The sequence below is a fragment of the Bradyrhizobium sp. USDA 223 genome (assembly GCF_044909005.1).
Lineage (GTDB): Bacteria > Pseudomonadota > Alphaproteobacteria > Rhizobiales > Xanthobacteraceae > Bradyrhizobium > Bradyrhizobium yuanmingense.
Map to the genome: position 1 here is coordinate 1,809,831 of NZ_JBIYDR010000001.1, position 25,913 is coordinate 1,835,743.

Sequence of the window (25,913 nt, forward strand, 5' to 3'; positions counted from 1 at the left end):
ATTGAATGCTCGCCCGAGGTTCAAATATGAAACAAATTTTGATTATAAGCAAAATCTGTAAATCTCGTTGGTTAATTGCTGCCGATCACGTAAGGTACACTCGTCCAGGTTTCTTCGGCTGGAGGAGACAATGTGGGAATTAATTCTTAACCAGTGCAACCTCACCTCGGAGACGCTGCAGCTGGCTCAGATGCGCGCAGAATTGGTCAGCATTGGCGAGAAGGAGCGCATTCTAAGAGAACGGAGTGCCGATCGCGAAGCTTATCGGTACCTATTGGATGCTCATCGGTTGATCGCCAGGCCGAACCTCATGGGAGAGCAGGGGTTGAACATTTCTCCTCAAGACGGGGGCAAGGACGGTCAGCTCGCGGCATGACCAGCCGGATTGACATGTCCAAACGAGCCGGACAGGGTCGTGTATGTTCGTGTGAACGAAATCGCAGGCGCCGCAGGCCGGGCTAGATTGAGTCTCGCAGGTGGCGGCGGTCCGCTTGTCCGGTGCCGCGACAACATCGCATCCCGGAGGCTGTCGCCGCCTCGCCGGTACAGGCGAGGCAGAATGGTTCACATTGGTGGAAGCCGTGCTGGAAAGATCGTCGGCAGAGATAGTGTTGAGACCGGCTCCGGATGCAGTATTCGCGCTGTTGGATGGTCGACCAATGATCTTCAGCGAAGCGGGGCAGAAGATTTTTGAACTCGACCGAGTAGGGGCATTCATCTGGTGTAAGTTAGGGGAAGGCGCCTCGCTTGGAGACATTTATCGGGGGCTTGCCGCGCAAGGCATTGACGAGCACACGGCACGCCAGTTCACGCGACAGGTCGTAGATGTCTGGATCGATCGAGCGTTGCTCGAAGTCGATTGGCGAATGCCGACCGATTGCGCCTTCTCAGCTCATCTCGGTCGCCACAGAATAGACATCCGGGCTGCAAATCCGGACCTCTTGAGGCGGCTGCTGTCGCCATTCAGTGTGTCGGACCAGAGTGCCGGCGGCGACGGCGACATCGCGATCGAGGCAATGATACTGGATGAGCAAGTGTTCTTGCGCGCAGAGGATTCCAGCATTTCCAGATGCGAAGTCGATGCACTAGCCCCTACGATCAAAGCTCACGTCACCGAGCGGCTTATTCGAAACATTCGTTGGGTGTTCTCCCTTCATGCCGCTTCTCTCGTGAACGACGGCATGGGCCTGTTGTTATGCGGCCATCCGGGAGCAGGAAAGTCTACCCTCACACTGCAGCTGGTGGACGCCGGATTTCGGTACGCTGGCGATGACGTCGCGCTGGTTGGCGGTGACGGAACGATCTGCGGAGTCCCGTTTGCGCTCACCCTCAAGGAAGGATCGTGGGACTTGCTCTCGCGACTACATGGCGACCGCTACGATGCGACGCATTGCCGCTCCGACGGCGTTCGGGTGCGGTACGTACCCATTCCTGATGCGCAGAACGAAAGCTTCTCCGCAGGCTGGATCATCTTCTTGAACCGGGTCGCGAACGGTCCGACCGAGCTAACCGAAATAGATCGTGTGGATTCGATGAAGCGGCTCATCGAGCACGCATTCGCCGGCGATGGTAGACTGTCGCAGACTGGCTTTCTTGCTTTAAGGCGGATTGTCGCCGGCGCGCAATCGCTTCAACTCACCTACTGCGAGGCCGGAGAGGCTCGGCGCCTGCTTGTGGATCTGTGCAATGGCAAGGCATAGCAGCGCGGTCAGGAGCCTCTGCAACTGCTTGCGCGGCATGCCGCCCGTCGACGTAGAGTGGACCTCCGTCATCGGGCTCGCAAATCAGACCCTGACGACGCCGGCGCTCATCGACTTTGTCGACAAATTCGCGTCGGTGCTGCCGGAGGACGTCTGCGCCTATATTCGCCATATCCACCGCCGAAACGGGCTGCGCAATGACCGCCTCGTCGCTCAACTCGAAGAGGCCGTCGTTGCGCTGAACGGTCATGGCATTACGCCGGTCCTACTCAAGGGAGCTTCGACACTGGCGACCGCGCCCGAGGCGCGAAGAGGTGTTCGGATAATGTCCGATCTGGATATCATGGTCATGCCGGACGAGGCCAGAACGGCTGTCGCCGCGCTATCTGGAATTGGTTACGATATCCATAACCAGACCCCTCCCGAAAGCCATAGATGGTATGCCGATCTGAATCGCCCCCAGGATGTCGGGTCCATCGACCTGCAGCAGGCAGCTCCAGGTCCTGCGTACCTCTACCAGAACTTCGGGCATGCGCTGAACCATTGTATTCCTGCGCCGCTCGGACGGGCACGCGTATATATCCCTACGCCAACCTTCCAAGCGCTGATGTTGATCATCCATGACCAGTTTCAAGACTATGGTTATTGGCTTGGCGACCTCGACCTGCGGCACCTTGTTGAACTGCGCGACCTAAGCCATTCAGCCGAGCCTGTCGATTGGGAGAAGCTTACCTCTCGTGTCTCCGGCGACTTGATGAAGAACGCGGTTGAAACCCAGCTGATCGCCGTTGCCGAGCTGCTTGGCGTCGATATTCCACACGCGTTGCGCTCCCGACTGATTCCTCGCCTGCAGTTCATGCGTCAGTTGATGCAAGCACGCTTTCCGGCTACGCGCGTGCCTCTCCTGGCGATGAGCCTTCTGGACTTCAGAAACTACCGCAGAGAGGCAACTATCGTCTCGACAAAAACAGGGGCGAACCGACGGGGATTGTGGACTGTGCCAAGAGCTAGCACCTTACGACTTCTTTTGAATGCGACGACCGCAGCTCGTGCGGGCAAGGTCTAAGGCCAGCGAACTTCAGCGCTTTCGCGATTGAGGCGTCGGTTGGCCAAGCGGGTTTTCGATCCGCCGCCTGTTCGAGGCGGAATTCGCCGCTCGGGACGCACGGTGGAAATTCCCAGCTCAATGCGGTGTGTCCGACTTTCGCGCTTCTAGGAATGCTCTCGACCACCAGCATTCCGTTCGGACGATTCACCGTTCTCGGGGATCTTGAACTCCTCGAGCGTGTGGCCCGATTGCAGGGCGGCAACGAGCCAGCGGGGCTGCTTACCACGTCCGGACCAAGTCTCTGTTGGCTGAAGCGGATTGAAGTACTTCGGCACGACCTTCGGGTATTTGCGACGGGGCGGCTGGCCTGTTCCCGCCTCAGTCGCCCCGCTTTCAGCTCCACCGAGTTGATCCGGCTGGTTGAGCTGCGCAAGACGCTTTTCTAGCTCTCGCTTTTCGGCGGTGATCTTTTCGGCGAGAATCTTTGTCAGCTCCTCGTGAAGGAGCCAAAGTTCCTCAAAATCCATGGCTTCGAGATCTTGCCTTCGCATTAGCATCTCTCGACTGACCCGTCGTCATCCAGCCATTCTTCGTCAGTGACGAATGAATGTTTGACCAAATCAGTGCTCAAATTGACCATGCAATAAATCTATTATATATTATTTAATAATTATTGCGACGATTATTTTATTAATTGATCTCGGTGGCAAAGAATCTTGCGAAGATGCGTAGAGGAGGCATGGTTTGATAGAGTATCCTCTTGAACGTCTTCAGGATTCAGTCGGCCGGTTTGCGGCTCCGCCGACCGTGTTGTCCAATATCCGGGCCCTGAGCTTCCAAATCGAGCTCAGACGGCGCGCGCTGAAGGAGATTGGGATTATTAGCTGCCGTTTGCGTCTCGGGGGAGGCCGCAAGGCGGTAGGCAAGCCGAGGCTTAACAAAAAGCAGTCCGGCGCGTCAGCATCTAATGCTGCGGCGTGGCAGGTCCCTGACGGGATCGGCCATATGCCATCTCTGATGGGGCTTGAGCAGTTCCCGCACGGCGATTAAGCAAATAGATGTGCTCATGTCCTGTCCGTAGTTAAATTGTGCGGATCGCTCATTTTCCCGGCTTGATTATTAACGTGGACCCAGTTATCTGGAGCGACAGTTCCAGTTCGGTTCCCCACATTCTCTTGGGATAATCGGGATTCTCTGTCTTGATTAATATATGGACAGAGGCGATATTTGATTGGGCGCAACTACACGGTGAGACCATGTCGGCTAAGAAACTTGAGTTAGAGGCGATGTCCCTTGACGATCTCTGGTCGCTTCATGAGGAAATCAGCGGGATCCTGTCTGACCGGATCAAGGCGGAAAAGAACGAGCTGGAAAAGCGCTTAGCGGCACTTGGGGGCGGGATGGCTGTTTTGGCGGATTCGAGCCCGGCAGGCGCGTCTTCGACCGGCAAGCCGAGACGCAAATATCCTCGGGTGCTGCCGAAGTATCGGAATCCGCAGACGGCCGAGACCTGGTCGGGACGTGGTAAGCGGCCGCGCTGGTTGGTTGCCGCAATGAAGTCTGGCCGGAGAATTGAAGAGTTTCGCATTGGCGCAGCAAGTCCGAAGCTTCGCCAGCGGGCGTGACTAGTCGGCGATTGGCAGGCGCTACTCGCATGATCTGTGCTCTAGTAGGCATTGCGCCCTCGCAAGACCTCTACCGGAGTTCGCAGGAGGATTGCGAGATCCAGCCCAAGACTCCAGTTGTCGATGTACCAGAGATCATATTGGACACGTGTTTCGACCATGACTGCTGTGGGAGTGGCGCCCCGGCAGCCATGGACTTGAGCCCAGCCAGTCAATCCTGGCCTGACCCGATGCCGAAGCGCGTAGTTTCGCACAAGCTTGTCAAATTCACTGTCGTGAGCCACGGCGTGAGGACGTGGGCCCACGAGCGACATGCTGCCATCGAGAACGTTTAACAGTTGCGGCAATTCATCGAAGCTCATTCGGCGCAGCCATTTGCCGACGCGGGTAACGCGTCGATCGGCGCGGTTGGCCTGAAGGATTACGGGTCCGTCCTCGAGCACACGCATGGTCCGGAATTTACGGATCAAGAAGATTCGGCCGTTAAAGCCACAGCGTTGCTGCCGAAAGAATACAGGCCCGGGGGAATCTAACTTGATCGCCACCGCGGTGAGCGCAAGCAGCGGGGCGAGCATCACCAATGCGAGGCCCGCACCGATTACGTCAATCGTCCGCTTGATCGCGCACTCCAGCGGTGTGAGGGGGCCACGCTGGAGTTCTACACAAACGGCGCTTCCAAGACTCCGCTTGGGGTGTCGAAGCAATTCGGATGTCGTGCCAACGGGCACGAATATAATCGGGAAGGGCAAAACGCGCAGATCGGCAACAAAGGCTCGCAGTTCGGGCCATCGCTCCGGTTCAGCTTCCACCACCACCTGATCGAGATTGCAGGTGCGGATGTAGTCGATGACGCGCGTCGTGAGCCGCCTTCGGCAGGCAGGACCGAAGCCTAACGGAGGCAAGCTGAACCGTCCCTTGATGAGATACCCGTGCATCGACAAGGTCTCGGACAATCCCACGTTCTTCGCCAATGGTTGATCGCTGATCAGAACAATGTTTGTAGTGGCGAACCTCCTGCCGCTCAGGGCCCTTCCGAGAAGCACCTTGACTCCCCACCGTTCGCCCAAAAGTAAGCTCAGGCCCAAGACGGCGAAGAGCAGGACTGGGTGCTGAGAGGTGTCCGGGCGAATTGCGAAGCCGTACACCGCCAAGATGAAAAGTACTGAGGACATCCAAGCCAAACAGACCGCGCGCATCTGGTTCCGGAGGACGAGGAGCTCAACCGGCTGATAAAGGCCGTAGGTCTTCAGCAGGCAAACGAGACAAGCTGCGCTAACCAGCGCCAGGCCAAGCGCGTTGGCGAAGTTGGCCGCGGCTTGCCCATACTGAGCTTGGTAAAGCAATGTAGAGACGAGGCTGGCAAACAGAATAGTCGCAACATCAGCACCGAGCACCACGTGCTCGACCGCGTCATAACGGAGGGGCCATTTGGGCTCGCGGGATACCGTCGGTTCGGGACTGAGACGATCCGTAACCTCCCGATTGGGGAAATGTCGGTTCACGAAGTTCATGTGCCGGGGCTCTGCTATTTAATATTTAATTATTTATTAATTAATCGCTCTTATCAAGCAAAAACCCCGGTTCCGCGCATTTAATGGCGTGCGCCCCTTTGTCGCCGATCTGCGATCGCGGCTTGGGCTGAAGGCGCGCTCTTGAAGTTAGCGAGAACCCCTTCGCGAACTCTGCGCGTGCACCTGGTCGAGGAACGCCGGATCGAGTTCCGAAATCAGGCCTTCGAAATAGATCTTCCCATCAGCCGAGGCTAACCGGTACGCGGTCACAAGGGCTGGCTTGAGGGCAGGCCGATGTCTAACGACGAGGCTGACGTCCCGTTTGATCAATTCACGCAGGTCGGGCTCCCGCACCATGACATCTGCGGCGAGTGCGACCGATACGCGCAACGGAAGCAGGTCCAAATCATTCGGCGCAGTATAGTATGACATTCTAAGCATCGCTGCCGTGTTGGGCTGAGGCGAACTGTGCTTCGACGTCGCCGCGAGCAAGAGCCAAATGTCACCGCGGAGTGGCGAAGAGCGCAATGCGCGGGCAAACTCGTCCGAAGTCATGGGGGGAGCTGTCCTTTGTTCGTCGGCAGCCAGAGCCGAATCCCGGTTGAATCTTGATCCCCCTCGGATCCATAGATCTTCACGCGCTGCCGCAAGGGAACTCGTCTTTGACATCGCGCTCGGCCCTGCTGCTGCAGTCGACAGAACTGACGGCAAAGACGATCTTGCGCCGAGATACCGCTCAGGAAGAGCCATCCACGCTGCTTCCACGATCAGCACAATACCAAGTACCATCAGGCTAACGCGGGGCCAAATGGCGACTAGCGTTGGGGTCAACGTTCGGCGAGGCGCAGGTGCTTGATCTGCAATTTGGTCAGACGTCGCTTTCGACCCAGACGATATGGCATCACGTGCTGCGTCGGAGAGGCTTTGACCGAACGCCAGACCAATAAGCGCAGCGACCAAAAGCGATGCTCCCAATCCCAGAATTCCATGATCGGAGAACGCGAGTATCGTCACTGCAATCAAAGCGCCGGCGCCCAGCGCTGGGAAGACGTAATCGTAAGCACGTAACAGAGCACGTCGGATCAGCACAGTAGCGCAGAGCAAGGCAGCAACCACGACGGCGCAAAGAAAAGCCCATCCCATGTCTATAACGATTGTGGCGGCGGCGGTTGGTCTCTCTGGCGAGTCGCCAACGCCGGCGTCCTGGTAAATCGGCAAAAGTACCGTCGAAGCACCCGCACCGGATCCTGCCGGCGCGACGTCCTGCAGCATCCGTTCTGTTGCGGCCTGACTGCTCGTTGACAAGACGATCGTCAGGTCGGTGTTCGTTCTGAAGGGAATGACCGTAGCCGTGGCAATGAAGACAATCGTGGCAGTCGCAAGGACGCCAGCAGTACCCCACAATCCCGGGAACCACCTGCGAACCGCGAACACCGAGAGCAAGATTTCTAAGCCGAGGATGGCCGAGACGACTGCAGTCGCGTTGCCCCGAATGAGCAGCGCCGCCATACAGACAATCAATGCGATGGTCGCGACTGACAGCGCAGGGAGCGGGCCTAGCGCAATTGTCCCTGGTCGACTGCGTCGGAGTATTTGATCGACCGCACGAATTGCCGTTGCGCAGGAGAGCAACACACCGAGCACCGCGACGGTCGAGCCATCGGGCCCAGCCACACCGGCTATTTCCCTGCCGAACCACAAGGCGGTAACGATTGTGGCTATCGACAGCAGAATATGTAGCAGTTGCGCTGCGCGATACCGGTCAAGCGCGATGACTGCTGCAGCGAGAGCTGCAGCAAGCACGGCGCAATACTGCACGAGCGAGACCATGGTCGCCGTGGTGTCGACTGTGATTTTTTCGGCGAGGGGCTCGTTTAAGGTCGCCGATGCAGTTGCCCAAATGGGATTGCCGAGTTTGCCAATCGGCATCGGCACCGCCTGCAAAGCCATCCAGAGCGCCGGAGCCGCGAGTACAACGACGAGACTAGGACGGAGTAGTTTAGCGAGCCCGAGGGAGGAGGGCGGTGGAAAGATCGCGACCATTAGCGCCGCGGTTGCGAGTACCACCGATATCAATACCCAGGCCTGCAGGCTCTCCGGCATTGCGAACGCCGCGGCAATCGCCACCAACTCGGCCAATATGACAAGCCGGACCATCATGTGAACACCCGTGGTGTTGTGCGGCCACTCCGCTGGTCCCTCAGGCCAGCTAAAGGGGCAGGCCGCTATGAGCCAGCCTCAAGAGCCAGAAAGGCCATAACGGATGTAATGGCTATCATGGTAGTAGTAGCTCCGATGCCCGTCATATCGAGCCATCGCCTTGGTATCGGTCTTGCTGAGAACTGCCCCAATCAGAGATTCGTGAATGTTCGGTGCCGTGTGCAGTGCGTGTTGCACTACATCAATCTTGGTCCGGCCCCATTCAACAACGAGAATGTAGCAGTCAATCAGGGATGACGTGGCTCGAACATCCACCAACGGTGTCAATGGCGGAAGGTCGACGATGATGTAGTCATACTCGGCCCGTAAACGGTCGAAGAGCTTGCTTATCGAGTCCGCACAAAGAATTTCGCTGGTGTGAAGCAAAGGTCCCCGGCGCACGGCGGGCAGAAATGCAAGATTGGTCGCCGGGTCCCTCCAGACAGCGTCGGCGAGCGACCGGCTACCGTTTGCAACTTCGATGATCCCACAGGCCGCCTTGGGCGCGAAGATGCCGGTCAGTGAGGGATTCCTGAGGTCGCAATCGACGATGATAACTCTTTTGCCGGTGTGCCCGATCAACTGTGCGAGCGAGGCTGCAATCGTGGTCTTCCCCTCATTCGGTAACGCAGAGGTAATGCCGATGACCTGGGAGGAAATTTTCGCCGGGTTGTGGTCGATGGCTAGCTTGATGGAACGAATGGCCTCCGTATATCGAGATAGTGGCATCCCGACCACGGTCTGATGAATTGCGGTTGGAGACGAGGCTATTCGTCGCTGAACATCATCATCGGTCTTCTGAAGGCGGATTGGTGGTTTGGGAGATTTGCGGGCCGGCAGCAACGGGACCAAAGATAGACAAGGCAACTCCAGTACGGTTTCCACCTGTGAAGAGGTCCGAAAGACGCGGTCCATGAGGTCTCTGAGGAGCGCCAAGCCGATGCCCAGCGCGAGGCCGCCGAGAATACCAAACGCCAGGATCAACCTTGCTTTCGGCTTGCTCTTGCTCGCCGGCGGCGAAGCCGGAAAAAGTACCCGCGTATCCGAGGTGGGAAACGTCTCCTGCTGTGTAGAGCCCATGTAACGCTGAAGGAAGGTCTCGTACAAGCTATGCAGGCCCTTTGCCCTGCTTTCCAAGTCCTTGATGGTCAGCTCAGCAGAATTGACCGAACGGGATTGCGAAACGGCTTTGGTCAATTGCTTTTCGATCTCTTCCTGGCGCTGTTTAGCCAGTTCGAATTCGCTTCGGCTGACCTCGGCAAGTCTCTTGACCTCGTCAAAAATGGAGACGCGGAACTCTCGTGCGCGGTTCCGGATATTGACGACTGCCAAGTGGTCACGACCGACTCTCGCGGCCAACTCGGCCTCACGCCTGGTGAGCTCCAGATATTGCTGGCGCAGCCCCGTAATAATCTGGCTGTTCAGCGCATCCGTCCCGATAGCATCCAGATTGTCTATCGAGGACGGCCTTTTCGGGTCGACGGCAAGGAGAGTTTCATAACGAGCCAACTTGGCGGTGGCTTCAGATGTCTGAGCACGTGCGGCGGCCAGTCGATTGTTGATCTCCGTGATCTGCTGCTCGTCGATGGGCTTTCCACCCAGAGAAACAATGTTGTTCTGAGCCTTGTAGACGTCGACGGCACGTTGCGCGGCGAGGGCTTGGTCGCCGAGATCACGCAGCCTCTCCTGCAGCCAACTGGTTGCCTTGCGATTGGCGTCGAATTTTGCATTGAGCTGGTCTGCAACATAAGTGTCGGCTATCGCATTCACGATCTCCGCGGCTCGAGCTGCGTTGCTCGAACTGTAGCTGATCTCAATGACCCGGCTGTACCCGACACGTCCAGCGGAAAGCCGACTGAGAAATGCGTCTACGAGAGTGTCCGACGGTTCGCCATTCGTCTCGTGTGGCGCATCCTTCTTCGATCTGATCGACGGCCATGGCCAAATTCGTTGCCAGATCGCCTGCAAAGTGAGGCCGGACGCGCTAAAGTCCGGATCGTCGGCCAGTTTCAACTTGTCGATTACCGCAACCGCATTGGCCTTTGACCTCAGGAGCTGAAGCTGGGTCTCGATTTGACTGAGATCGAAGGCCGGTTCGGCAAGGAGTGATTGCTGCTGGACAAATTGAGGCCTGGGATTGGCCAACAGGATCTGAACCTGCGCCGTATAGGTTGGGGAGACCAAACGGAGATAGAGCAAGCTGGCCGCAGTGGCGAGTACGGCGGTAACAAGGATTACGAGATACTGGCGCCGTAGAAGCCCGATGCCGAAATTGATGATGTCGGTGATCCCTCCGCCGTCTGCCTGGGCGGGTTGAGCCGGTCCGTTCACCGGCAGCCGCATTCTATCCGCATGTTGAAGATTGTTCTGAAGCATCACGTACCTGTCCGACGATTGGTCACATTGCGCCCGCCCGCCCGCAGGCGGCATTTAAAGCGATCTGCGAGATGGTATGAAATTATATACCTTATAAAAACCTGCTTGCCAAATTAAATAGACAATATATTAATCTAAGCGGAGATGAAAAATGCAGGTGTGGCGGTTTTGCTCAAAGGGGCGTTTGCTAATGCCCTGAGATTTCCGTGACTTGCAGGCTGATCAACGGCTTTCGCCGAAATCGTGCGACGGTTTCGTGGTTGATTGTGAGCGTGAAAGATTAATCTCGACGGGGATTATGGTCCGCCTCAACGAATTGAGAGCGGGCAGAAGGGTACCCAATGTTGGAGCTGCGATCCTTGGCGATCCCTGATGTCAAAGTCATTCGCACAGATCGGTTTTCCGACGCCCGCGGTTACTTCTCTGAGACCTTCCAGCGATCAGCGTTTGCAGAGAAGGGAATTCTCCATGACTTTGTTCAAGACAATCAGTCCAGCTCGGATCGGATCGGCACGGTGCGCGGCCTGCACTTCCAGCGGCCGCCCTTCGCCCAGGCGAAGTTGATCCGGGTGTTGAGCGGGGCGATTCTCGATATTGCAGTTGACCTTCGGCGTTCATCGCCCAGCTTCGGCAAGCACATCTCGATACAGCTGGATAGTGAACGCGGCGAGCAGGTATTCATTCCGAAGGGGTTCGCGCACGGCTTCTGTACGCTGCAGCCCAAAACCGTCGTCTTATACAAAGTCGACCAGGTCTATGCCCCAAGTCATGACGGCGGCGTTTACTGGGCTGATTCAACATTAGCGATCGAGTGGCCCGTGACGCCCTCAGAAGCCCACGTGTCGCCAAAGGATCAGACTCTTCCTACGCTCAGCCAGCTCGGTTGCGTTTTCGACTAGTGGAGACGAGTAGAATGCGTATCTTGGTGACCGGCGGAGCGGGCTTTATCGGTTCTGCGGTCTGTCGCCGTTTGGTGCTACAGACTGGTGCCGCAGTGATCAACATAGACAAGTTGACGTATGCAGCCAATCTGGCTTCGCTCGCGAGCATCGAGAAGCTGGAGACTTATGCGTTCCTGCAATCCGACATCTGCCATCGCGCGGCCATGGATCTTGCGTTCGCCGACTATGAGCCTGACGCGATCATACATCTGGCCGCCGAAAGCCACGTCGACCGCTCCATCAACGGACCCGACGCCTTCGTCAATACCAATGTGGTTGGCACCTACACGCTCTTGGAGACGGCCAGAGCCTACTACGAACGCCTACCGGCTTCGAGGCGGAAGCACTTCCGATTCATCCATGTGTCGACAGACGAAGTCTACGGCTCGTTGGGACCAGATGATCTATTTCGCGAGGATACGCCCTACAGGCCGAGCTCGCCCTATTCGGCGAGCAAGGCCGCCGCGGACCACCTCGCACTCGCATGGTTTCGGACCTACGGCCTGCCGGTGATCGTGTCGAACTGCTCGAACAATTACGGGCCGTATCAGTTTCCGGAAAAGCTCATCCCGCTGACGATTCTCAATGCGATCGACCGGAAGCCTCTGCCGGTCTATGGCGACGGAAGGAATATCCGCGACTGGCTTCACGTCGATGATCATGCCGCGGGCTTGATACGACTTTTGCACGAAGGAAGGCCCGGCGAGAAGTACAACTTCGGCGGAGATGCCCAGCGATCCAACCTGGAGGTCGTCACCCGGATCTGTGACGTTGTGGATCGCTTATCTCCGGGCGCAGGGTGCAGACGTTCTCTCATTACGTTCGTGCCGGATCGACCCGGGCATGATGCCCGCTATGCAATAGACGCATCGAAAGCACATCGCGAGCTCGGCTGGAAACCGATCAGAACCTTCGAACACGGCCTGTTCGAAACCGTCGGATGGTATCTCAAGAACCGTGCCTGGTGGGAGCGTGCTCGCAGCGGAGTCTATGACGGCTCGCGTCTGGGTCTCCTGGCCGCCCAAAGCTGAGGTCGAGATGACAGATCGACCAATCCTCTTTGCCGGACGGAATGGTCAGCTGGCAATGTGCCTTCGTGATCTTGCCACAAGGCGCGGTTTGCCTGCGATCGCTCTCGGGCGCCCAGAACTCGATCTAGAGAACCGGGAAGGTATCGACAAGCTCATTGCGTCGATCGGGCCGTCTGCGATCATCAACACGGCCGCCTATACGGCGGTAGATCAGGCCGAATCTGAAGTGGCGAGGGCCTTCAGCATCAATCGCGATGGCGCGGCCGCGCTGGCGGATGTCGCGTGGCAAATGAACATTCCGCTCATCCATCTCTCGACCGACTATGTATTCGACGGTGCGAAACCCGAGGCGTACGACGAAAGCGACATTCCGGCGCCGTTGAACGTCTACGGCGCATCCAAGCTTGCTGGGGAGGCTGCTGTATTGGCAGCGCACCCGCTCGCGACCGTGATCAGATGCTCCTGGCTTTACAGTCCCTATGGCAGCAACTTCGTCCGAACGATGCTGCGGCTATGCGAGACGCAGCAGGTCGTGAGGGTTGTCAGCGACCAACATGGTAACCCGACTTACGCGTTCGACCTCGCGGAAGCCGTCCTCCGGATCGCACAACAGTCAGTAACGGAAGATCGCAGGGCCACCGCCGGGATCTTTCATCTCGGTGGCCAAGGTGAGGCAAGCTGGCACGATTTTGCGCAGGCAATCTTCCACGAGTGTTCCCGTCGTGGAGCGCGGATTCGGGCGCTCGAGGCGATAACGACTGAGGAGTTTCCGACCGCTGCGCGTCGGCCTCGGAACTCGCGCCTGGACTCATCCAAGGCCGAACGCGTGTTCGGGATTCGCCTGGCGCCTTGGCGCCATTCACTCCAAGCTTGTCTGGACCAGCTGGTCGGAGGAGAAACCGATGCTGAAGGGAATCGTGCTGGCTGGCGGCAGCGGAACGCGCCTCTATCCGATCACACGAGTGGTCAGCAAGCAGTTGCTCCCGATCTATGACAAGCCCATGATCTACTATCCCCTGTCGACGCTGATGCTGGCAGGGATCCGCGAAATTCTGATCATTACCACGCCTTCGGATCGGTCTCAGTTCGAGGGATTGCTAGGCGACGGCAGCCAATGGGGGATCAAGCTTAGCTATGCCGAACAAACCCGACCCGCTGGTCTGGCAGACGCGTTCATTGTCGGGGCCGATTTCATCGGAAGCGATCGCGTGGCGATGGTGCTTGGGGATAATATTTTCTTCGGCGATGGCCTGAGCGAGTTGCTTGCCAGGGCGGCAGGTCGCGCGGAAGGCGCAACCGTCTTTGCCTATCACGTGCGAGACCCAGAACGGTACGGCGTGGTCGCGTTTGATGAAGCGGACCGCCCCGTGTCGATCGAAGAGAAACCCAAACGGCCGGCTTCGAACTGGGCAATCACAGGGCTGTATTTTTTCGACAACCGCGTCGTCCGCTACGCTCGCCGTGTCGAGCCATCGGCGCGCGGCGAGCTCGAGATTACCGATCTTCAGATGCGTTACCTTTCGGCCAATACGCTCCACGTTGAACGCATGGGGCGGGGATTTGCGTGGTTGGATACCGGCACGGTCGAATCTCTCATCGACGCAGGGACGTTCGTCCAGACCCTGGAAAAGCGGCAGGGAATGAAGATTGCGTGCCTCGAAGAGGTCGCGTTCAGACTTGGCTTCATTGATCGCGATCAACTTCTAGCGTTGGCTCAACCGTTGGAGAAGAGCGGCTACGGCAAATATCTGAGCGAAATCACGCGACTGCCGCAGTTTGCCTCGCGTTAGCACCACTCGGCCGATATCGATGCCGGCTTAAATTATATGTATTGAATTGACCGTGGTTTAAAATGCAATTAAAATATTAAGAGGCGATTAATCATTTAATCGGTATGCTCATGCTGATTCAAAAGGCGACCGCCTTCGGCCGGGGAACTCGGCACGTTTTTTGGGAGCAGGATATTCCAGCCCTTTGGCAGGAATCGCCGTTCGCCAGCGCTTTCGCGAGTTTCGACGCACTTGGCCTCTGGGCTCCGCGGGTTGTTGATCGGTCAGTAAGCGGGTCATTCGCGGCAGGGGGGGACGCCTCGTTCTTCGAACGGACGTCTCGGGCCGACTCGGCGGGCTTGCGCGGCGTTATGCCCGCTCTCTTCGCTGCACCTTCCCGCTCGCGACTGCCTGCGCTGCTGTCTTCGACGTCTTTGACGAGCGGTCATAATGGCCTGGCGCCAACGTTCTCATCTGTGGCGGGCGAAGCGGCGCAGAAATCACAATCGGCTTCCACTCCCGGCGCCACTCACTGGGTCCATCCGACTGACGGCGCCTGGAATGTCGCAGCGAACTGGAGCGCCGGGCTCCCAGGCGCCATCGACGCTGCCTTCCTCGATGCGGCAGGAACGTATGTCGTCACGAGCTCGGCCGGTGTTGATATTGGGAGTCTGATCCTCGATGCAGGTGCGACGCTTTCGTTGGATGCCGGCTCGCCGTTTATCGTCGAAGGCGATGTGCTGAACAATGGGACAGTCGAGGTAGGAGCGTTCCTCGGCAATCGCATTCCGACCGGGGAGTTCAAGGGTGACGTCAGCGGTTCTGGATCTTTCGAGATTGCAGACAAGGCGATCCTGGATATCGGAGGTTCGGTTTCCGGCCAGTTCTTGAATGGATCGTTCTCCGGCATAACGGTGTCGTTCGAAACGGGAACTGGCACGCTTGTCCTCGATCAGTCGGCCAACTTCCACGGCTTGATCGCGGGTTCGTCGCCGGGAGCGCCGCTTGCGCCAGGCAACCTCATCGACTTGAAGGATCTTCCCTTTACATCGTCGATGTCGGCGACCGTCCACTACGACAATAGCTCGAACATCAGCACGGTCGATTTCAGCAATGGTGCGGCCAATGTCTCCTTGCTGTTCTCGGGGATGAACTCGAATTGGAAGTTTGAAAGCAATGGGCAGGGAGGCACCATTGTTTCCGATCCGCCCACGAATCCCATCGTGCTGGAAAACCAGAAGCCAGGTACGCCGAAGAGTGTCTGGCAGATTCAGCCGGGCGAGAATTCAACTCTGACCGAAGGGTTTGCGACAGCGATCAGCACCAATGTCGGAGGGACGGTCCAATTCAAGATCAACAACCTGACCGGCAACCCGAACTATCGCGTCGATGTCTTCCGGCTCGGCTATTACGGCGGGGATGGTGCCAGGCTGGTTACGAGCCTGCAGCATCAGGCCGCAACGGCGGTCGTCCAACCCGATCCATTGCGCGATCCGTCGACCGGCCTCGTCGATGCCGGCAATTGGAGCGTGACCGATTCCTGGAGCGTACCGAGCGATGCGGTCTCGGGCGTCTACATCGCCAGCGTCGTCAACGGCAACGAGATTTTCCAGATCCCATTCATCATAAGGAACGACGCATCGCACAGCGACATCGTCCTCCAGACAAGTGATCAGGACTGGCAAGCCTACAACGGCTGGGGAGGGGCCAACCTATATTTCGGGAATGGTCCGGGCGTCCGTGGATCAGCCTACGCGGTCAGTTACAATCGTCCCCTCATAACGCGTGACGGCGAGGGAACCTTTTCCGAGGGGGGAGACTCCCCGTTCACGGCTGAGTTTGCAGCCATTCAGTGGCTCGAGCAAAACGGGTACGACGTTTCTTACATTTCGGGAATCGATGCTGCGACGAACGGCTCGTTGTTGCTCAATCACAAAGTCTTCATGGACGCGGGGCATGACGAGTATTGGACCGAAGCTCAGCGTGCCAACGTACAGGCCGCAGCGCATGCTGGCGTGAACCTTGCCTTTCTCACGGGCAACGAGATCTATTGGAAAACAAGGTTGGCACCCAGCATCGATGGCAGCGGATCAGCCAATCGCACACTCATTAGCTACAAGGATACGCACGCAAATGCGTTGATTGATCCAACAGGACAGGCGACCGGCAATTACTCTGACCCGCGGTTCGGTCCGCCTCTCCCTTCGAACGAGTTGACCGGTACATTGTTCGCGGTCAATGCATTCCGGTATGATACGATCACGATACCGTATCCGATGACCCAATTGCGCTTCTGGCGCAATACGGCCGTCGCGCAAACGTCACCCGGGCAGACCGCCTCGCTGGTACCTGGCCTGTTAGGCGTTGAATGGGACACGGCGCCGGACAACGGATTTCGCCCAGCGGGGTTGATGAGTGTCTCATCTACCACATTGCAGGTGAATGGACAGCTTCTCCTCGATTATGGCAACTCGTTCGCAAACGGCACGGCAACCCACAATCTCGTGCTGCATCGGGATCCCGTCAGTGGCGCACTGATATTCTCGGCAGGTTCGATCAACTGGCCGTGGGCGCTTGCAAGCGACCACGACGGACCTGCGACTCCGGTAGACCCTAATGTCCAGCAGGCGATGGTCAACCTTTTCGCTGATATGGGCGTTCAGCCGGCGACGCTGCAAGCAAACCTGACGGCCGCGATTCGGTCGACCGACACAGCGGCGCCGACGTCTAGTATCGGCAATCTCTCCGCCGCCAGCGTTGTCGAGGGGCAATCGATCACGGTGACGGGAACGGCCAATGACGCGGGCGGAAAGATTGCCGGCGTCGAAATTTCTACAGATGGTGGAAGCACCTGGCACCCAACCAACAGCAATGTCGGCGCGGCGACCGTGACCTGGTCATACACGTTCGTCACAGGGGCCCAAGGGACCTATAATCTCAAAACCAGGGCGGTGGACGACAGCCTGAACCTGGAAACATCCGGTGCGGGCGCAACCTACACGGTCACACCATCTTCCAACCTGACACTCTTCAGTAGCACCGATACGCCTGCGTTGCTCTCAGACAGCGACTCCGCCTCGGTTGAGCTTGGCGTCAGATTCGTCCCGGCCGTGTCGGGGAAGATCACCGGCATTCGCTTCTACAAAGGGCCTCAGAATACTGGCACCCACAGCGGAAATCTCTGGACCGCAAACGGCACGCTGCTTGCGAGCGCCACCTTCACCAACGAAACCGCGAGCGGCTGGCAGCAGGTTAATTTCGCCACGCCTGTCAGTGTGAACGCTGGCACGACGTATGTTGCTTCCTACCACGCGAACACCGGTCACTATTCCGCAACCGACTTCTACTTCATCGGTTATGGAGGCGTTACGAAAGGTGCGCTCACCGCGCCGGGTAGCAGCCTTAACGGTGTCTATGCCTATGGCAGCGGCCCGACCTTCCCCGGCAACGTTTCCTCCACGAAAGCCCCGAATTACTGGGTAGACGTCGTTTTCGATGATTCAGGCGTGGCTTCGCCACAAGCTAATGGCGACAGTGGCTTCACGGTTACCCAGAATGGCTTGCTGAATATTGCGGCATCGACGTTGCTTGCGAACGACACCCATCCCTCCGGGCTGGCTTTCTCGCTCACCAGCGTCGGTAACTCGGTCAACGGAAGCGTAAGCTACAACTCGCAGAACCAGACGGTGACCTTTGCTCCTACCAATGGCTATGCCGGCGCGGCGAGTTTCACGTACACGATCACAGACACGAGCGGCCAAAGTGGTTCCGGCCAAGTGTCCCTCAAGGTCAACTATCCGGTCTTCGCGCAGAGCCTGTTCGGCACCAATGATGCGCCAAGCGTCCCCAATTCCGGGGATACCAGCTCCGTCGAAGTCGGAGTCAAGTTCACCGCATCGGTAAACGGGACGATAACCGGCCTGCGCTTCTACAAGGGATCGTTGAATACGGGTCCCCATATTGCGGATCTCTGGAGCTCGACCGGAACCCTGCTCGCAACTGCGACATTCACGAACGAGACAGCCAGCGGCTGGCAACAGGTCAACTTCTCCACGCCTGTGGCGATTACGGCAGGCACCACCTATGTCGCATCCTACCACACCAACGGCAATTATTCCGGTACCCAGAACTATTTCGCGACATCGCTTGCCAACGGGCAGCTAACGGCTCCGGCTGGCAGCAACGGGGTCTATGCCTACGGATCCGGAAGCACGTTCCCGACGAATACCTTCAGATCCTCCAATTACTGGGTCGACGTCGTCTTCAACGGCTCCTCCAGTCCGAACAATACGGCGCCAACCGCGGTCGCCGACAGCGGTGATGCCACCGAAAAGGGCGGCGTGAGCAACAGCGTCGGTGGCACGGCGGCGACTGGCAACGTGCTGACCAACGATACCGATCCCGACGCGGGCGATACCAAGACGGTCACCGCCGTCAGCTTCGGCTCGACCGGCGGTACACTCGGTTCAGCGCTGTCTGGAGCGCACGGCAGCCTTGTGCTCAATGCCTCGGGCGGCTTCACATATACGGTCAACGAGACGGATGCGGCCGTGCAGGCCTTGCGGCAGTCGACCGACACGCTCAGCGATATCTTCAATTACACAATGCGCGACACCGCCGGCGCCACGTCATCGACCACGCTCACCGTCACGATCCATGGCGCCAACGACGCGCCGGTGCTGGCCGCCCAGACCGGCAATCAGACCGCAACGGTCGGTACGTCATTCTCCTTGACGCTGCCTGCGGGTACCTTCACCGACGTCGATTCCGGGGATTCGCTCGCCTACACGGCGACAGCCGCCGACGGCACGGCGCTTCCCGCATGGCTGACCTTCAATGCCTCGACGCGGACCTTCAGCGGTACCCCAACGTCCAGCAATGTTGGCACCCTCAGCATCAAGACCTCGGTCACCGATCTCGGCGGCCTGTCAGCCAGCGAGACGTTCAATCTCACGGTGACGACAACGCCCTCAACCGTGAGCCTGTTCTCGAGCTCGGACACGCCGGCCATCCTGTCGGATTCCGATGCGTCGCAAGTCAATCTCGGCGTGAGATTCACGTCCTCCGTGGCCGGCACGATCACTGGCGTCAAGTACTACAAGAGTGCAAACGATCCCGGAACCCATACGGGCTCGTTGTGGAGCGGTACCGGCACGCTGCTGGCGAGCGCGACGTTCATCAACGAGGGCAGCAGTGGCTGGCAGACCGTCACATTCAACAATCCCGTGTCCATCTCGGCTGGCACGACCTACGTGGCGAGCTTTCACAGCAATGGCCATTATGCGTCCACCACCAACTACTTTACCACCGCGCGCACCAGCGGTCCGCTCACGGCTCCTGCGAGCATCAACGGCGTCTACACCTACGGCGCCGGCAATCTGTTCCCGACCAGCACGTACAACGCCAGCAATTACTGGGTCGACGTCGTCTTCAACGGCTCCTCCAGTCCCAACAATACGGCGCCAACCGCGGTCGCCGACAGCGGTGATGCCACCGAAAAGGGCGGCGTGAGCAACAGCGTCGGTGGCACGGCGGCGACTGGCAACGTGCTGGCCAACGATACCGATCCCGACGCGGGCGATACCAAGACGGTCACCGCCGTCAGCTTCGGCTCGACCGGCGGCACACTCGGTTCAGCGCTGTCTGGAGCCCACGGCAGCCTTGTGCTCAATGCCTCGGGCGGCTTCACATATACGGTCAACGAGACCAATGCGGCCGTGCAGGCCTTGCGGCAATCGAGCGACACGCTCAGCGATATCTTCAATTATACGATGCGCGATGCCGCCGGCGCTACGTCATCGACCACGCTCACCGTCACAATCCATGGCGCCAACGACGCGCCGGTGCTGGCCGCCCAGACCGGCAATCAGACCGCAACGGTCGGTACGCCATTCTCCTTGACGCTGCCTGCGGGTACCTTCACCGACGTCGATTCCGGGGATTCGCTCGCCTACACGGCGACAGCCGCCGACGGCACGGCACTTCCCGCATGGCTGACCTTCAATGCCTCGACGCGGACCTTCAGCGGTACACCAACGTCCAGCAATGTTGGCACCCTCAGCATCAAGGCCTCGGTCACCGATCTCGGCGGCCTGTCAGCCAGCGAGACGTTCAATCTCACGGTGACGACAACGCCCTCAACCGTGAGCCTGTTCTCGAGCTCGGACACGCCGGCCATCCTGTCGGATTCCGATGCGTCGCAAGTCAATCTTGGCGTGAGATTCACGTCCTCCGTGGCCGGCACGATCACTGGCGTCAAGTACTACAAGAGTGCAAACGATCCCGGAACTCATACGGGCTCGTTGTGGAGCAGTACCGGCACGCTGCTGGCGAGCGCGACGTTCACCAACGAGGGCAGCAGTGGCTGGCAGACCGTCACATTCAACAATCCCGTGTCCATCTCGGCTGGCACGACCTACGTGGCGAGCTTTCACAGCAATGGCCATTATGCGTCCACCACCAACTACTTTACCACCGCGCGCACCAGCGGTCCGCTCACGGCTCCTGCGAGCATCAACGGCGTCTACACCTACGGCGCCGGCAATCTGTTCCCGACCAGCACGTACAACGCCAGCAATTACTGGGTCGACGTCGTCTTCAACGGAACCAGCGGCAGCAACCAGCAGCCGGTGGCTACGACTGACAGCGGCTTCCACGCCACTCAAGGCGTCCCTTTTACTATCGACGGGGCGGCACTGCTTGCCAACGATACCGATCCGAACGCAGACGCTCTGACGATCACTGGCGTGAGCGGTGCCGCCAATGGGACCGCCAGCTTCAACGCCCAGAACAATTCGGTAACGTTTACGTCAGCGAGCGGCTTTACCGGGCCGACTTCTTTCGACTACTCCATCTCAGACGGCCGGGGCGGCACCGCAAGCGCCTCCGTCAACGTGACGGTGCATGCCCCATCGTCCAACGTCGCTAGCCTGTTCAGCTCCAATCCCACGCCGAGTGTTGTATCGGCCAATGATGGCCAGGCGATCGAGGTTGGTATGAAATTCCAGGCCTCCACCCCAGGTGATATCATGGGGCTACGTTTCTACAAGGGACCGTCCAACACGGGGACGCACGTTGCCGATCTGTGGAGCAGTACCGGCACGCTTCTGGCGACGGCCACGTTCACCAACGAAACGGCGAGCGGCTGGCAGCAGGTCAACTTCAGCACTCCGGTGACGATCGCGGCGGGGACCACGTATATTGCGTCTTACCACAGTGCGGGAGGCTATTCTGCGGATCCAAACCTCTTCGCCAGCTCCTTCACGAGCGGACCGCTAACGGCTCCGTCGTCGTCGTCGAGCGGCGGCAACGGCGTCTACGCGTATGGGACCGATAGTTTGTTCCCGACGAGCAGTTTCAACGCGACGAGTTACGCCGTGGACGTCCTATTCAGACCCCAGCTAGCAGCATAGGAGACGTAAGATGCACGCCGAACTTTATACCGATGGAATCGAAGAAATCACCGTCAGCGGAACCATCGTCCGCGTCGATCTGGTCAGTCTTTCACCGACAGAGCGTGACGCCAACAACGCCCCGAAGCGCGTATTTTCTCAGCGGCTGATCTTCTCGGTCGAATCCTTCGCCAACTCGGTCGACGTGATGCAGAAGGCGCTTCAAGGCCTGGTTGATGCGGGCGTGGTCCGGCGGAACCAGCCAGCTCAATCGCACAACGGTGCGTCGGGAGTACGTGATACGCTGGCGCCCAACACACGGTCTTTGAATGTCTCTTCGAACTTCCGCTGACATCGATGCCGCTGGCGGCGCGAAGGATCATGTTGCGGACGCGCCCGCGCCCGAATTGTCGACCCAGACGGCGTTGGAATGCCTGTCCAAGGTTTCCAGTCACCATGGCATAGATCTGCCGGTCGAACGCTTGAAGCATGCGTATGCGGTAGCCGGCCCGCTCTCGTTGAATCTCCTGCTGCGCATGGCGAAGGATGCAGGCCTGCGCGCGAGGAGCACGAAGCTGGATTGGGGCGCGCTGATTCGTCTTGGAGAGGCCTATCCGGCGCTCGCGAGGCTCGCCAATGGCAACTGGATCGCTGTCCTTGGTGCAGGACAGCGAACTGATGGCACCGAGGTCGTCAGCATCTTCGACCCGCTCGCCGACCGCAAGCACGAGGTCTTGGTTGTCGAGCGCGATCGATTCTGTGCGCAGTGGATCGGTGACGCGATCCTGATCAAGCGCGAGCAATTGACACAGGATGGCCGAGGAAGTTTCGGCCTCCGGTGGTTTGTGCCGGAACTGCTTCTTCAATGGCGGCTGTTCAGGGACGTCGCCATTGCCGCCATCCTGCTCTATGCGTTGGGCCTCGTCATCCCGATATTTTTCCAGCTCGTCATCGACAAGGTTTTGGTTCACGAGAGCTTCACCACTCTGTACGTACTCGCGGCAGGAGCGGCCGTAGCGCTCGTCTTTGACGCGATATTCGGCTTTCTGCGGCGCTACTTGTTGCTATATGCGACCAACAGGGTCGACATTCGCGTTGCTACGAAGACGTTCGGTCATCTCCTCGGGCTGCCGGTCACGTTTTTCGAGCACATGGCCGCCGGGGTCCTGGTCAAGCACATGCAGCAGGCGGCGAGGATCCGTGAGTTTCTGACTGGGCGCTTGTTTCTGACGATCCTCGATGCGCTTTCGCTATTCGTCTTCCTGCCAGTCCTTGCGCTTTATAGCGTCAAATTGACTTTGATGGTCCTGGCCTTCACCGCCATGAGCGGCGCCGTCGTCGGCTTGCTTATGGGTCCATTTCGGCGACGACTGTACGATCTGTACCAAGCGGAAGGTGCGCGGCAGGCTCTCCTCGTCGAAACAGTTCACGGCATGCGCACCGTGAAATCGCTGGGGATGGAGCCAGCGCAGAGCAGAGTTTGGGATAGCCGCTGCGCGCAGTCCGTGACCATGCGATTCGGTGTCGAGAAGATCTCCGCAGGCGCTCAGGCACTTACCGGGCTTCTCGAGAAGATCATGACGCTCGGAATCATCTCCGTCGGGGCACTCGATGTCTTCGCCGGCGAAATGACAATCGGCGCGTTGGTCGCCTTCAATATGCTGGCCGGCAGGGTCTCCGGACCCCTGGTTCAGCTCGTGACCATGGTGCACGAATACCAGGAAGTGGCTCTTGCCGTCAAAATGCTCGGCGAGGTGATGAATCAGAAGCCTGAGCGCGACGGTCGGAAAGATGGGCTGCGGCCCGACCTTGCCGGCAAAATCGAGTTCGAAGGTGTCTCTTTTCGCTACGGATCCGAGGGATCGCCGGCGCTTGATGATGTCTCCTTCACTGTCGAGCCAGGATCGATCTTCGGGATCGTGGGACGGAGCGGCTCAGGCAAGACGACTCTCACCAGGCTGATTTCGGGCATGTATCCGGTGCAGCAGGGACTGCTGCGCATCGACGGATATGACTCGCGGGAGCTCGACCTCGCGCATCTGCGCCGAAACCTTGGGATTGTCTTGCAAGACAATTTCCTTTTTCGTGGGACGATTCGCGACAATATCGCCTGCGTGAAACGTGATGCCACCTTTGCCGAGGTCGTCGCTGCAGCGCAGCTCGCAGGCGCCGACGAGTTCATCGAACGGTTGCCGCGTGGCTTCGACACCACGCTTGAGGAGGATGCCTCGAACCTGTCCGGCGGGCAGAAGCAGCGGCTCGCGATCGCGAGAGCTCTGATCGTCAATCCAAGGATATTGATCTTCGATGAAGCGACGAGTGCCCTCGATGCCGAAAGCGAAATGATCATCAGGCGCAATCTCCGCCGTTTGGCGGCAGGACGTACCGTTATCGTCGTTTCGCATCGGTTGTCGATGCTGACCGAAGCAAGCCAGATCCTGGTGATGGACCGCGGCCGAATCGTCGATTTGGATCGCCACGACCACCTGCTATCGAAATGCACCATCTACAGGCATTTGTGGAATCAACAGATGAAGCAGATTGCATGAGGGAGACAGGGCCATCACGCGCGGATGTGAAGCCGAACGGACTTGTTCCGGCCAGATCTGTCGAGCGCCGCCGCAAGCTATTCAGGCCAGGACCGAGGCGAGCGCCAGTCATCGCCGAATTCCAGTCCGATGCGACCGAACTCGAGCAGCAAGCGCCACCGCGGCTCGCGCGTTTCACCCTCTACAGCGTACTTGCACTGATTGCTTTCGCGGTCATCTGGGCTTCCGTTTCGCAGGTGGAGATGATCGTCACGGCGCAGGGAAAACTCACCACGACGCGTCCCAACCTGGTCGTGCAGCCGTTGGAAACGTCGGTCATACGCGAGATCCACGTCAAGGCCGGTGATCGCGTCAACCGCGGCGACGTTCTGGCGACCCTCGATCCGACGTTCTCGCAGGCGGATTTCGACCAACTGCGCGGCAGAGTGGCTGGATTCGATGCGTCGATCGATCGTCTGAGCGCTGAATTGAATGGAATCGAGTATACCGCCAAAGAGCTGACGAATGCGGATCAGATCCTGCAAGGCAAGTTGTTCCTGCAGAGGAGAGTCGCCTACGAGGCGCAGATCCAGAACTACGACGCACAGATCGCTTCCGCGCAAGCCAATCTCAAGACAGCACAGAATGAAGAGGCGGTTCTCCTTCAGCGGCTCGACACGATGCGTTCGATTGAAGCGATGCGAACCACGCTGATGGATAAGGAGGTCGGTTCGAGGCTGAACTTCCTACTGTCTCGCGATGCACGACTCGAGGTCGAAAGCAATCTGGCGCGTGTTCGCGGCAGTATCGCCGATAGTACCCATCGGCTGGAGAAGGCCCGCGCCGACCGAAAAGTATTCGCCGAGGAGTTGCGTCGCACCACTTATCAGGAACTGGTGGAGACGTTGCCGAAGCGCAATAGCGCAGCAGAGGAGTTGAAGAAGGCCGAGCTCCGTCGACAGTTGATCGTACTGCAGGCGCCGGCAGATGCCGTGGTGCTGGATATCGCGAACCGGACAGTCGGCTCGGTTGTTCGCGAAGCCGAAACGCTGTTTGTGCTGGTTCCGCGCGACGTGCCGTTTCAGGCGGAGGTCAACGTCGAGGGGCGGGATATCGGTCAGGTGGCGCTCGGACAGTCGGTTCGGATCAAGTTCGAAGCGTTTCCGTTCCAGAAGTATGGAACCGCAACGGGAGAAGTCCGCGTCATCAGTCAGGATACGTTCTCGCCGGATACGAAGGCCGAAGGTGCGCGCCGCGCGCCAGCTCCCTATTACCGCGTACTGGTCGATTTGTCGGACACGCACCTTCGGCTGCCGGCTGAACGCATTCAACTGATTCCGGGTATGGCGGTGACGGCCGAACTGAAAGTCGGCAAGCGCACCGTGATCTCTTACTTCCTCTACCCATTGCTGCGCGGATTGGATGAAAGCATCCGGGAATACTAGGCAATTCAGCGTAGATGCCGGCCGCCGGTCGCACGTCCATCGTCTGGATGGATGTTCCTCGCCCAATAAAATCCCTCGCACAGAAGCGTGATCTCCAAACGCTCAATGTGTTGCTTGTCTGTCTACCCGCCGCCTGAGAGCACCGGCCTTAGCAATACTTCGTCCAACGTCCCTCAGCTGGACTCCACTTCAGGAGTCGAAGCATGCCTTCGGGGTGGCGTTACAGGCAATTGTCGAAGAATGCTGCGCGCGCGTCGGGAGCGCGTGGTCGGAACTTGCATCGAACCGACGGAGCGAGTCGCGGCGGCTGCGGCAAGAGCGCCGCACGCTGTCCAGGCTAGATTTAAAA

At 58.6% G+C, this 25,913-nt stretch carries 16 protein-coding genes; 12 read left to right on the forward strand and 4 right to left on the reverse strand.

The genetic code is table 11. The annotated features are described in order from the left end of the window. The first annotated feature begins 130 nt into the window (after window positions 1-130). From ABIA40_RS08270 to ABIA40_RS08280, 3 genes are all read left to right on the forward strand, one after another. Window positions 131-376 (forward strand): hypothetical protein, encoded by a 246-nt coding sequence (locus ABIA40_RS08270; RefSeq protein WP_271544344.1) that lies wholly within the window; start codon window positions 131-133, stop codon window positions 374-376. A 283-nt stretch (window positions 377-659) separates the two neighbouring features. Beyond that, the gene (locus ABIA40_RS08275) at window positions 660-1,700 is read left to right on the forward strand and encodes a serine/threonine protein kinase (RefSeq protein WP_271544342.1); all 1,041 of its coding nucleotides are present in this window, start codon (window positions 660-662) and stop codon (window positions 1,698-1,700) included. A gap of 37 nt (window positions 1,701-1,737) precedes the next feature. Further along, complete coding sequence (locus tag ABIA40_RS08280; protein WP_157280442.1) at window positions 1,738-2,766, forward strand: nucleotidyltransferase family protein; 1,029 nt, start codon at window positions 1,738-1,740, stop codon at window positions 2,764-2,766. 146 nt (window positions 2,767-2,912) lie between these two features. Here ABIA40_RS08280 and ABIA40_RS08285 read toward each other — a convergent pair whose 3' ends face one another. Continuing rightward, window positions 2,913-3,299, reverse strand: coding sequence for an H-NS family nucleoid-associated regulatory protein (locus ABIA40_RS08285; RefSeq protein WP_081493007.1), 387 nt, complete (start codon window positions 3,297-3,299; stop codon window positions 2,913-2,915). A gap of 705 nt (window positions 3,300-4,004) precedes the next feature. Between ABIA40_RS08285 and ABIA40_RS08290 the strand changes: the two genes are divergently transcribed. Continuing rightward, complete coding sequence (locus tag ABIA40_RS08290; RefSeq protein ID WP_404540485.1) at window positions 4,005-4,373, forward strand: H-NS family nucleoid-associated regulatory protein; 369 nt, start codon at window positions 4,005-4,007, stop codon at window positions 4,371-4,373. A gap of 41 nt (window positions 4,374-4,414) precedes the next feature. On the opposite strand, the gene ABIA40_RS08295 is transcribed toward ABIA40_RS08290, so the two are convergent. The 3 genes from ABIA40_RS08295 to ABIA40_RS08305 all read right to left on the reverse strand — a co-directional run bounded on the left by ABIA40_RS08295 (window position 4,415) and on the right by ABIA40_RS08305 (window position 10,459). After that, window positions 4,415-5,884 (reverse strand): exopolysaccharide biosynthesis polyprenyl glycosylphosphotransferase, encoded by a 1,470-nt coding sequence (locus ABIA40_RS08295; protein WP_271544336.1) that lies wholly within the window; start codon window positions 5,882-5,884, stop codon window positions 4,415-4,417. 147 nt (window positions 5,885-6,031) lie between these two features. Continuing rightward, on the reverse strand, window positions 6,032-8,044 hold the full coding sequence (locus ABIA40_RS08300) for a hypothetical protein (protein WP_404540487.1): 2,013 nt from the start codon (window positions 8,042-8,044) through the stop codon (window positions 6,032-6,034). A 78-nt stretch (window positions 8,045-8,122) separates the two neighbouring features. Continuing rightward, the gene (locus ABIA40_RS08305) at window positions 8,123-10,459 is read right to left on the reverse strand and encodes an AAA family ATPase (protein WP_271545081.1); all 2,337 of its coding nucleotides are present in this window, start codon (window positions 10,457-10,459) and stop codon (window positions 8,123-8,125) included. A gap of 341 nt (window positions 10,460-10,800) precedes the next feature. Here ABIA40_RS08305 and rfbC point away from each other — a divergent pair, with 341 nt between their 5' ends. The 8 genes from rfbC (at window position 10,801) to ABIA40_RS08345 (ending at window position 25,564) form a co-directional block, all read left to right on the forward strand. Continuing rightward, window positions 10,801-11,358, forward strand: coding sequence for a dTDP-4-dehydrorhamnose 3,5-epimerase (gene rfbC / locus ABIA40_RS08310; protein ID WP_404540490.1), 558 nt, complete (start codon window positions 10,801-10,803; stop codon window positions 11,356-11,358). A 14-nt stretch (window positions 11,359-11,372) separates the two neighbouring features. Next, entirely contained in the window at window positions 11,373-12,431 is a 1,059-nt protein-coding gene (rfbB, locus tag ABIA40_RS08315; RefSeq protein WP_404540493.1) for a dTDP-glucose 4,6-dehydratase, read from the forward strand. Window positions 12,432-12,438: 7 nt separating this feature from the next. Beyond that, a complete protein-coding gene (rfbD, locus tag ABIA40_RS08320) occupies window positions 12,439-13,425 on the forward strand; it encodes a dTDP-4-dehydrorhamnose reductase (protein WP_271544328.1) in 987 nt (328 codons plus the stop codon). Continuing rightward, the gene (gene rfbA / locus ABIA40_RS08325; protein ID WP_157280437.1) at window positions 13,334-14,221 is read left to right on the forward strand and encodes a glucose-1-phosphate thymidylyltransferase RfbA; all 888 of its coding nucleotides are present in this window, start codon (window positions 13,334-13,336) and stop codon (window positions 14,219-14,221) included. Before rfbD ends, rfbA begins: the two co-directional genes overlap by 92 nt. 866 nt (window positions 14,222-15,087) lie before the next feature. Beyond that, window positions 15,088-21,612, forward strand: coding sequence for a DUF4082 domain-containing protein (locus tag ABIA40_RS08330; RefSeq protein ID WP_404546187.1), 6,525 nt, complete (start codon window positions 15,088-15,090; stop codon window positions 21,610-21,612). A 10-nt stretch (window positions 21,613-21,622) separates the two neighbouring features. Next, entirely contained in the window at window positions 21,623-21,943 is a 321-nt protein-coding gene (locus tag ABIA40_RS08335) for a hypothetical protein (RefSeq protein ID WP_404540495.1), read from the forward strand. Continuing rightward, window positions 21,921-24,140, forward strand: a complete 2,220-nt coding sequence (locus ABIA40_RS08340) for a peptidase domain-containing ABC transporter (RefSeq protein WP_404540497.1) — start codon at window positions 21,921-21,923, stop codon at window positions 24,138-24,140. Before ABIA40_RS08335 ends, ABIA40_RS08340 begins: the two co-directional genes overlap by 23 nt. Then, window positions 24,137-25,564, forward strand: a complete 1,428-nt coding sequence (locus tag ABIA40_RS08345; RefSeq protein ID WP_404540500.1) for an HlyD family type I secretion periplasmic adaptor subunit — start codon at window positions 24,137-24,139, stop codon at window positions 25,562-25,564. Before ABIA40_RS08340 ends, ABIA40_RS08345 begins: the two co-directional genes overlap by 4 nt. Window positions 25,565-25,913: the final 349 nt, after the last annotated feature.